This window comes from Rubrobacter calidifluminis (assembly GCF_028617075.1).
Taxonomy (GTDB): Bacteria; Actinomycetota; Rubrobacteria; order Rubrobacterales; family Rubrobacteraceae; genus Rubrobacter_E; species Rubrobacter_E calidifluminis.
This window is the reverse complement of sequence record NZ_JAQKGV010000024.1, coordinates 21848-28432: the sequence shown is the minus strand read 5'-3', so window position 1 is coordinate 28432 and position 6585 is coordinate 21848. Positions and strand designations below refer to the sequence as shown.

At 65.6% G+C, this 6585-nt stretch carries 5 protein-coding genes and 1 pseudogene; 1 reads left to right on the top strand and 5 read right to left on the bottom strand.

The annotated features are described in order from the left end of the window. Positions 1–274: pseudogene (locus PJB24_RS14755) on the bottom strand (aminomethyl transferase family protein); the annotation flags it as partial. Between the two features lie 115 nt (positions 275–389). Beyond that, a complete protein-coding gene (mdlC, locus tag PJB24_RS14750) occupies positions 390–1970 on the bottom strand; it encodes a benzoylformate decarboxylase (RefSeq protein ID WP_273847209.1) in 1581 nt (526 codons plus the stop codon). Between the two features lie 108 nt (positions 1971–2078). Between mdlC and PJB24_RS14745 the strand changes: the two genes are divergently transcribed. Further along, the gene (locus tag PJB24_RS14745) at positions 2079–2996 is read left to right on the top strand and encodes a LysR family transcriptional regulator (RefSeq protein ID WP_273847206.1); all 918 of its coding nucleotides are present in this window, start codon (positions 2079–2081) and stop codon (positions 2994–2996) included. On the opposite strand, the gene PJB24_RS14740 is transcribed toward PJB24_RS14745, so the two are convergent. The 3 genes from PJB24_RS14740 to PJB24_RS14730 all read right to left on the bottom strand — a co-directional run bounded on the left by PJB24_RS14740 (position 2978) and on the right by PJB24_RS14730 (position 6571). Then, positions 2978–5266, bottom strand: coding sequence for a vitamin B12-dependent ribonucleotide reductase (locus PJB24_RS14740; protein WP_273847203.1), 2289 nt, complete (start codon positions 5264–5266; stop codon positions 2978–2980). The genes PJB24_RS14745 and PJB24_RS14740 overlap by 19 nt on opposite strands. 58 nt (positions 5267–5324) lie before the next feature. Next, positions 5325–5801, bottom strand: a complete 477-nt coding sequence (nrdR, locus tag PJB24_RS14735; protein ID WP_273847201.1) for a transcriptional regulator NrdR — start codon at positions 5799–5801, stop codon at positions 5325–5327. Positions 5802–6094: 293 nt separating this feature from the next. Then, positions 6095–6571 carry a nucleoside deaminase gene (locus PJB24_RS14730; protein ID WP_420541963.1) on the bottom strand — a complete coding sequence of 159 codons (477 nt, stop codon included), beginning with the start codon at positions 6569–6571 and terminating at the stop codon, positions 6095–6097. Positions 6572–6585 lie beyond the last annotated feature (14 nt).

Below are 6585 nucleotides of genomic sequence, written 5' to 3'. Positions count from 1 at the left end.
TATCCTTCCCAAAGCCCTCAAAGCTGTTTATCCCAAGCTCGGAGAGAAGCCTCTTTGTGTCAGGACCCTCTATGTAGAGGTCGGTCATGTGGTAGGACTGGTCGAAGAGCACGCAGCTCTCCCTCCAGGCCCGCTGCTCGTCACGCCAGTTGGTGAACTCTGATGGTACCCCGGGGAAGGCATAGGGGCCTATCTGAGAGTTGCGCAGCATCCGCGCGATCCCATCCCGCCCCGCCTCCCGCACCACATCTTCGAGGCTCTTCGATCCCTCCATCCCTCTCCTCCTTCGTATGGTCCACCCGATATGGAATCTAGCAGCGCGGATCCGGGGGGACAAATACCTTCTGGGTCTCACCTCATATGCGAGAGGTATGGCCCGGGAAGAATCCTCAAGGCCTCCCGACCGGAACTTCTATCAGGTCGGGAGCGCCGGAGGAGAGGGCGTCTTTGAGCGCGGCGGCGAGCTCTCCTGTGGTCTCGACTCTCCTGGCGGCCACGCCGTAGCCCCCGGCCAGCTTCGTGGTGTCTATCCCGGGAAGCTCGGTGCCGGGCACGTCCCCGGTCCCCAGGACGCCGCCAAACCATTCGAGCACGGCGTAGCTCTCGTTGCGCAGGATCACGAAGGTCACCGGCAGGCCGTAATTCGCCGCGCTCCACAGGGCCTGTATCGAGTACTGGGCGGACCCATCCCCGATAACGGCGACGACCGGCCGCTCGGGGAGGGCCATCTTGACGCCCACGGCGGCCGGCATCCCGAAGCCGAGCCCGCCGGCGGCCGCGAAGTAGTAGCTGCCGGGCTGCCGCATCCTCACCCGCTCCCAGAAGATTTCCTTGTCCACCGTCGACTCGTTGACGAAGATCGTTCCCTCCGGGAGGACGTCGTCGAGCACGTCGTAGACCGCGCCCGGGGAGAGCGGGAGGCTCTGGGGCGCCGGGGTGGGTCGGGGTGGCGGCTCCGGTTCGGGCCTGCCGGAGTGCGAGACCGCCCCGGCGAGCTGCCGCAACGCCGAGGGCACGTCGACGAGCAGGGCTTCTCCGAAGGGCGCCCGGGCGGCCTCCTCCGGGTCCTGGGTCAGAGCGACCAGGGAGGCCCCCGGCGGCAGGTAGCGCCCCGGCTCGTAGGCGTGGTAGCGGAAGACCGGCGCCCCGGCCACCAGGACGAGATCGTGGCCACGCAGGCATTCTGCGAGCGACTTCATCCCGATCGGGAGCACGCCGCGGAAGCAGGGGTGGTCCGTCGGGAAGGGGCAGCGATATCCGGATGGTGCGACCCAGACCGGCATGCGGCTCTTCTCGGCGAGCCTGACGGCATCCTGGAACGCTCCCCCGGTATCGACCTCGGAACCCACGACGAAGACGGGACTTTCGGCCCGATCTATTCTCCGGGCCAGCCGGCGCACCGCCCCCTCCTCCAGCACGCCCGGCGCGTCGACCCGCCTCTCGCGCAGAAGCTCGAGCTGCTCCCGGTCGACATCCGTGGACCAGTCGTCCAGCGGCACCGAGACGAAGACCGGCCCGCGCGGGGGCAGGGATGCGGTGTGTACCGCACGCGAGATCGCAGCGGGGACCTCCTCGGCCCGCGGCGGCTCGTAGCTCCACTTCACCAATGGCTCCGGCAACCGGGTCGCGTGCACGTTCGTGAGCAACGCCTCCAGCGTGATCATGGGCCTCGCCTGCTGCCCGGCCGTCACCACCAGCGGCGAGCGACCGAAACGGGCGTTGACCAGCGCCCCCATCGCGTTGCCCACCCCGGCCGCAGAGTGCAGGTTGACCAGGACCGGGCGGCCCGTGGCCTGCGCGTACCCGTCCGCCATCCCGGCCACGACCCCCTCGTGCAGCCCCAGAACGTACCTGAAATCCGAAGGAAAATCGCTCAGGAAAGGCAGCTCGTTCGACCCCGGATTCCCGAAGATCGTGGTCATCCCCCACCCGCGCAACAGCTCGTAGACAGCCTCCCTGACCGTCGGCATCTCTCCTCCTCTCTCGCACCTCCCGCAGCTTGACATTTTGAGCCCGACATTGCTATATGTCCAATACCGTTCGCACGAACAGGATATATGGAAGAGGTATGGGAAAGGATGGAGCTCAGGCACCTGCAGTACTTCGTGGCGGTGGCGGAGGAGATGAGCATCAGCCGGGCGGCGCAGCGGCTACACATGGCGCAGCCCCCGCTGAGCAACCAGATCAAGCAGCTGGAGAGCGAGCTCGGGGTGTTGCTCTTCGAGCGGACGAGCCGGGGGGTGCGGCTGACGGAGGCCGGGGAGATGCTCCTGGAGGAGGCCCGGAGGTTCTTCATCCAGCTGGACCAGGCGGTGCGGGTGGTCCAGCGGGTGGGGCACGGGGAGGTCGGGCGGCTCGCTCTGGGGTTCGTCCCCTCGGCGTCCAACGAGATCCTGCCGGAGATCCTGCACAGCTTCAGGGAGCTCTACCCGGGCGTGGAGCTCTTCCTGAGCGAGATGAAGCCGGACCAGATAGTCCAGCAGCTGCACGAGGGCAAGATAGACGCGGGCTTCCTGTACCTGCCGCTGGAGGATCCCTCGCTCAGGATAGAGTGTGTCTCGCGCGAGCCGCTGGTCCTCGCGCTCCCGGAGCGGCACCCCCTCGCACCGGAGCCCGAGGTCGACCTGCGGGAGGTCGCGCACGAGCCCTTCATCCTCCCGATGCGCTACCGGCTAATGCCCGGCCTCTACGGGCAGGTCACCGAAGCCTGCCACAGGGCCGGCTTCGTCCCCAACGCCGTCCAGAAGGACGTCTGGCTCATGCAGACGATCGTCGGGCTGGTCGCCGGTGGCCTGGGTGTGGCGCTCGTGCCGGCCTCCGTGCAGAATCTGAGCCGCAAGGGCGTACTCTACAAGAGGGTCTCCGGGCTCTCCCCGAGCGTGGAGCTCGGCTTCGTCTGGCCCCCCGCCAGGTCGAGCCCGGTCCTTGAAGCATTCCTTACGGTCGTGCGCGAGAATTCACACGATCCCGTCGGGGCTCAACCGCACTTGGAGTAGCCGCAGGAGTGGCACACCACGCACCCCTCCTGGCGGGAGAGCCCGCTGCCGCACTCCGGGCACGCCCCGATGATCGGCAGCCTCTCCTGCTCCCCGGGTCCCTCTTCGACGAGGTAGTGCTCGGCCATGGCCCGCGCCACGCCGTCTGGCACGGAGAGCACCGCGTTCGGCCCGATACCGGCGGGGTGTCCGTCCTGTATACCCCTCAGCTGGTGCACTATCTCCGCCGGGGTCGCCCCGTGCTTCTCTGCCAGAGAGATCATGCGCCCCAGCGCGTCGGAGAACGCCGAGGCCGTCCCCCCGGCCTTGCCCAGGACGACGAAGCACTCCCTCGGCCCAAACTCGTCGTCGTTCATCGTCACGTAGAGCGGCCCGTGGCCCGTCTGGATCTTCTTCGTCACCCCCGAGAGCGTCCTGGGACGGCCGTTTCGCGCCTCGGCCAGGGAGACGCGGCGGACCTCCTCCTTCGGGGAGGACGAGGTGGTCTTCCCCGTCGAGAGGACCTGCTCCTCGCGCGAGCCGTCGCGGTAGACGGCGATGCCCTTGCAGCCGGTCCTGTAGGCCAGGAGGTAGGCGTCCTCGACGTCCTTCGGCGTCGCCTCGTTGGGCAAATTTATCGTCTTCGAGATGCCCATCGAGGTGTGCTCCTGGAAGGCCGCCTGCATCCGGACGTGCCACTCGGGGGAGATGTCGTGGGCGGTGACCCACACCCGCCTGACGTCCTCCGGAACCTCCTCCAGGTGCCGTACGCTGCCCTCCTGGGCCACCCGGCGCATGAGCTCCTCGGAGTAGAAGCCCCTCTCCCTGGCGAGCCTGACGAACTGGGGGTTCACGTCGGGCATCTCCATGTCGGCCTGACGCCGCATGAAGGCCACGGCGTAGAGGGGCTCTATCCCGCCGGAGCAGCCGGCGATCATCGAGATCGTCCCGGTCGGGGCTATGGTCGTGACCGTGGCGTTGCGTACCCTGTCGCCCCGGGCCTCGTGCCGTGAACCCTCGTAGTTGGCGAAGACGCCTCTCTCCCTGGCGAGCGCGCGCGAAGCCTCCCACGCCTCGTCGTCTATGAACTTCATGACCCGGCGGGCGAACTCGAGCCCCTCCTCGGAGTCGTAGGGGATGCCGAGTTCGATCAGGGCGTCCGCGAACCCCATCACCCCGAGCCCGATGCGGCGATTGCCCTTGCTCATCTCCTCTATCTGGGGCAGCGGGTAGTTGTTCTGCTCTATGACGTTGTCCAGGAAGCGCACCGCCGTATGCACGGTCTTCCTCAGGTCGTCCCAGTCCACGTAGGTCGAGACCTCGGTGTTCCCGTCGGCGAGAGAGGCCCTCTCTCCCCCGCTGCCCTCGACCTTGACGAAGCGCTCGAGGTTTATGCTCCCCAGGTTGCACGAATCGTAGGGCGGCAGGTGCGCCTCCGAGCAGGGGTTCGTCGACTCTATCTCGAACTGCGGGGTGGGGTTGTCCGCGTTTATCCTGTCGATGAAGACCACGCCGGGCTCGCCGTTGAGGTGGGCACCCTCCACGATCTTGCGGAAGAGCTCGCGCGCCCTGACCTTCCTTACCACCTCGCCGTTTCGCGGGTTGACGAGCCCGAAGTCCTCGTCACGCTCGACCGCCTGCATGAACGCGTCGGTTATCGCGACGGAGATGTTGAAGTTGTTGATCTGGTCGTTGTCGCGCTTGCAGGTTATGAACTCCTCGATGTCCGGGTGGTCGACGCGCAGGATGCCCATGTTCGCCCCGCGCCTGGTCCCGCCCTGCTTTATCTTGTCCGTGGAGGCGTCGTAGATCGCCATGAACGAGACCGGCCCGCTGGAGACGCCCATCGTGCTCTTGACGATGTCGTTCTTGGGCCTAAGACGCGAGAACGAGAAGCCCGTCCCACCCCCGGACTTGTGGATCATCGCCTGGTGCTTCAGGGTCTCGTAGATGCCGTCTATGGAGTCCGGGACGGGCAGTACGAAGCACGCCGAGAGCTGTTGCAACTCCCTTCCGGCGTTCATGAGGGTCGGCGAGTTGGGCATGAACTTCCGCGAGAGCATCAACTGCAGGAAGCGCTCCCGCCACTCCTCGTACAACGCCCTGCCCTTCTCTCCCTCGGTGAACTTCAGCTCCGCCTCGGCGATGTTCGCCGCCACCCGGCGGAACATGTCTATGGGCTCCTCTATGGCCTCCCCGCGCTCGTTCTTCTTCAGGTAGCGCTTCTTGAGAACCGCGAGAGCGTTCTCGGTCAGTTCTATGTCGGTCAGCCGTTCGAGATCGTGATCCATGCCCATCCTCCCCTGATTCTACTGCGTGTCGGGCCGATTCCACCGCCTGTTTTTTCGACTACCTCGCGCCCGTGTTGCTCAACCTCGACCCGGCGAGCTTCATCAGCTCCGAGCGGAACTGGTCCACGTCGGTGTACTGCCGGTAGACGGAGGCGAACCGCAGATAGGAGACCATGTCTATGTGCCGGAGCTTGAGCAGGACCATGTCCCCGAGCCTTCTCGAGGTGACCTCGTGCCTGCGCCGCTCCCTTATCTCCGTCTCTATCTCATCCACCATCAGGTCTATGGTCTCGTCCGAGATCGGACGCTTCGCACACGCCTTCTCCAGCCCGGCCCGCAGCTTGCCCCGGTCGAAGGGCTCCCGCTCCCCACTGCGCTTGACCACCATTATCTGCAGCGGCTCCCTCCGCTCGTAGGTGGTGAAACGCCTCCCACACGAAAGACACTCCCTGCGCCGCCTCACGGCATCCTTGCTCTCCGAAAGCCGCGAGTCTATGACCTTCGTATCCTCGAAATCACAGTACGGACACTGCATTCTCACCCCCCACTTCCTGCAATACCATATCTGGGCTGCGCAAAAAGCTAGCACACCACATTTTCGGATCGCAACACCCGCTATTTAAACCTCAACATGAACTTCACCAAGCAATACCATGCAAAAATGCGTTGTTTAAGCGGTTTAACAGAGAGGAGCCCCGGGTGAAAAATTTTTTGAAAAAATTTTCGTCCCGTTCGCCATCACCAGAATTCCCGGCAAAGCGCGTACCTTTACATCCGGTTCACGTATCGAAGCTTTCAGCGGGACTTCAAACTTCGGGATATCTCAATCTATAGTTCAGGTGTAGTCAGAGATGGGTGTGCGGTTGAGTCGGAAGACCTGCGCCGGGTGCGGAAGAAGGATCTCAGGAGCAGGGAAGCCTCTTCTTGCAGGGTGCCACGCGCCACGCGGGTGGTGTGGTTGAGGCGGGAGTCTTCGGGGACGCTGTGGAGGGTGCCGGCGTAGCCGGCTTTGGGGTCCGGGGCGGCGTAGACGAGGCGGGAGAGGCGTGCGGCGTGGACGGCGCCGGCGCACATCGGGCAGGGCTCGAGGGTCGAGTAGAGGGTGCAGCCGGTGAGACGCCAGCCGCCGAGCCTCGCGGCCGCCCGTCGGATCGCGAGGAGTTCGGCGTGGGCGGTGGGGTCGCCGGTCGCCTCGCGTTCGTTGGAGGCCACGGCGAGCACCTTCTCCCCGCGGGCCACGACGGCGCCCACGGGCACCTCGCCTCTGGAGGCGGCCTCACGGGCGGCTTCTAGTGCCCGGCGCATCATGATGGAATCCA